Genomic DNA, 2,641 nt, shown 5'->3' with positions numbered 1-2,641 from the left:
AGAACTTCCATTCTCAGGGAGACCTCGACCCCTACCTGGGCAACGACGCGATCAACTGCCTACACTCTCGATCACGAAGAGCCCAATTGTCTGCCTCTATCAAGTCTCTTATTGAAAACGGGCTCTTCGGACATCTGGTGGGGGTCATGGCGTGAGTCCGCCGGCGGCGAGGAGCATGCGGAGCCGGTAGTTCTCGCGGTTTCGATAGCCGCGGGCTAGGCACCTGTGCAGTTCGATGATTCCGTAGACGGCTTCGGTGCCGCAGTTGTTCGCGCGGGCGGTGGTGAAGTAGGCGAGGAACGCTGAGCGCCAGCGCCGCAGGGTGCGGCCGAGCCGGGCGATCTCCGGGATCGAGCAGGTGTGGAACGTGTCGATCACCCTCTTCGCGGTCAGTCGTCTCTCTGCCAGGTCCTTGTGGTGGTAGACGGATCGGAGTTGCTGTGCGCACTGTCATGCGACGAACACTTCGTCGTGGGCGATGTCGGCTTCCATTGCCGCGTGAAGCCGGGCCTGCTGCTTCTCCGTGAAGTTCTCAGCCCTGGCGCGGAGAATGGTCTGTACCCCGTAGGGCGGGTCGCCCTTGCGTCCGCGGTGCCTGAGGGGGTCCTGTTTTGGACGCGTCGGCGGACCTCGTCGACTGTGGCGGTGCCGTGCTTAACCACGTGGAACGCGTCGAGGACCGCGACGGCGTCGTCGAGCTTGTCCTCGATTGCCGTCGTGTATCCGGCGAACGGATCCGGGCCTGCGGCCTTCACCTGCAGGCGGAAGTTGTCGCCGCGCTCACCGAGCCACGTCGTATGGGCCTTCCCGGACGGGCGCCAGATCCAGCGCCCTCGCGCGTGTCCTTCTTTGACTTTCGCAGGTGAGGTCGACCATTCCGGTCAGCCCCTCCGGTCCCCGCCGGAGCGGGTAGACGTGATGCCAGACATGCTCAATGACACCGAGGCTGGTGACGCTCTCGAACCGCGACTCGTTCCGCTTTGAGCCGCACCAGCACGGGCTCGATAGCCCGCCACAGCGTATTCCACGAGCCGGGCGAGACCCTGGATCGTGGCGTGCTCAAGCCGCAACTGCCCGGTGGCCCACGCGACGGCCGACCCCCGCGGCGCGAGCAACGACGAGTCGTGCTCTACGAACGTCTTCCGTGGGCAGTCGGACTCACCGCGCCCCCACACCACCCGCACCTCCGTCATCCCGGGCACATCACGGAGCAACCGTCGGCGCCGACCGTGCGCGGACACGAGCACACCGCGACCAAGGCACCTCGTCGGGTGGGCACGGGTCGAGACCGTCACGTCGAGGACGTCGTCGCGACGATCGACGTGCTCGACGTGGACTCCGTCAAGGCCCAGCAGCAAGTCGCTGCGGGAACACGGACAGTCGGCAGAGCGTGCGTCAGCGTATCCCGGAGTAGGGTGAAGCACGTCGAGGTCCTCGTTAGTTGATCAGAGAGTTAACGCTTCTGATCCTCGGGGACCTCGACCCCTATCGTCGAATCACCGCCCGGGCACCCTCACCCCACCCAATACCCGAAGGGCCCGATATCGGAAGAGCCTGGTGAGGCGGAAATCGTTCAACCAATTCGATGCCGAGCTTCAAATACGCATCGTCCCTATATCGCTGGTACTTGCACAACAGAAAACGTGCGCTAAATCCAGTTGCGTCAAACTCTTCGGATCAAGTCTCGATTCCCGCCAGTGGAATAAGAAACATCGAGATCACAGCTGGATTTATCGGAGAATTATTCCTTTCTGCAGATATTTCTAACTGCCACACCACCCGCAATGCTCACAACCAAAAAACCGGCAAGATAGATTAGTGAGTTGACCAGTAGGTATTACATACGCTCGGGAGTGCGCTCGACACCTGCGCAACCGCAGTGGATCCCGCTTTCTTAACTACTCTTTTCGACTTAGGTGCTAGAATCGCAGTAGCTGAATGCTTTTTCTTAGGATGATAATACTTAGAATAGCAATACTTGGTGATTCCCTTTGTGTAAGAGCCAGTAATCCAGGTTCCACCACCTACAGCCCTCTTCTTTGCTGGACCCATGTAAAATTGGGCGGATCCTGAGTCTACGCTGTTGACCGAGGGTGCTGAATCAACCTCGTCGAACGAAGTCGAAGAAGCGCTGGCCGAATCAAGACTCACACCAGTCAAGATCATCGTCAACACGGAAGCGGCTACAGTTCTTTTAATTTTCACTTTTCTTTCGCCTAAGAACAATTGGATGTAGAATTCGGAAAGTTTGCGAAGACATTTTTTCTCTCGTTGCAACCCGCCAAGCATAGCAGTTTTAGTCCAGAAGCTGAAATTCACAGTGGCTGCCGCTGTAGTTTACATTTGAACTTCATTGGATCGTCTCGACCTGCGGCCTTACGTGAATGAGAGTCCAGGTTGATGAGTCATAGCCAATGTAAGTCGTCGCCTGGCGGCTGTCTCGGGGCATGTCTGATAAATGCTGTAAACAGGCGATGACACCGTTGAGCACGATAGATTCTCGAGAGACGACGGCGAGCTTGTCATAACTGGGGGACAGTCTTCGCCACTGCTTTAAGCGGCTCATCGTAATTGAGAGTGTAGAACCGGTCTGAAGCCACCGGACTCGAGCAGACACCTCGCGATGTAATGCGTGAGGTTG

The 2,641-nt window shown here is 58.2% G+C and carries 3 protein-coding genes; all 3 read right to left on the bottom strand.

The window, feature by feature from the left end; all coding sequences use genetic code 11:
- Positions 1-144: 144 nt before the first annotated feature.
- The 3 genes from AAHA49_RS17775 to AAHA49_RS17895 all read right to left on the bottom strand — a co-directional run bounded on the left by AAHA49_RS17775 (position 145) and on the right by AAHA49_RS17895 (position 2,052).
- On the bottom strand, positions 145-393 hold the full coding sequence (locus AAHA49_RS17775) for a transposase (protein WP_259801819.1): 249 nt from the start codon (positions 391-393) through the stop codon (positions 145-147).
- Entirely contained in the window at positions 390-755 is a 366-nt protein-coding gene (locus tag AAHA49_RS17770) for a transposase (protein ID WP_259801818.1), read from the bottom strand. The genes AAHA49_RS17775 and AAHA49_RS17770 overlap by 4 nt, the downstream gene beginning before the upstream one ends.
- Positions 756-1,815: 1,060 nt before the next feature.
- Positions 1,816-2,052 (bottom strand): lactococcin 972 family bacteriocin, encoded by a 237-nt coding sequence (locus AAHA49_RS17895; protein ID WP_425286534.1) that lies wholly within the window; start codon positions 2,050-2,052, stop codon positions 1,816-1,818.
- Positions 2,053-2,641: the final 589 nt, after the last annotated feature.

Source organism: Brevibacterium ammoniilyticum (assembly GCF_038429965.1).
GTDB classification, from domain to species: Bacteria; Actinomycetota; Actinomycetes; order Actinomycetales; family Brevibacteriaceae; genus Brevibacterium; species Brevibacterium ammoniilyticum.
This window is presented reverse-complemented; position numbering and strand designations above follow the sequence as displayed.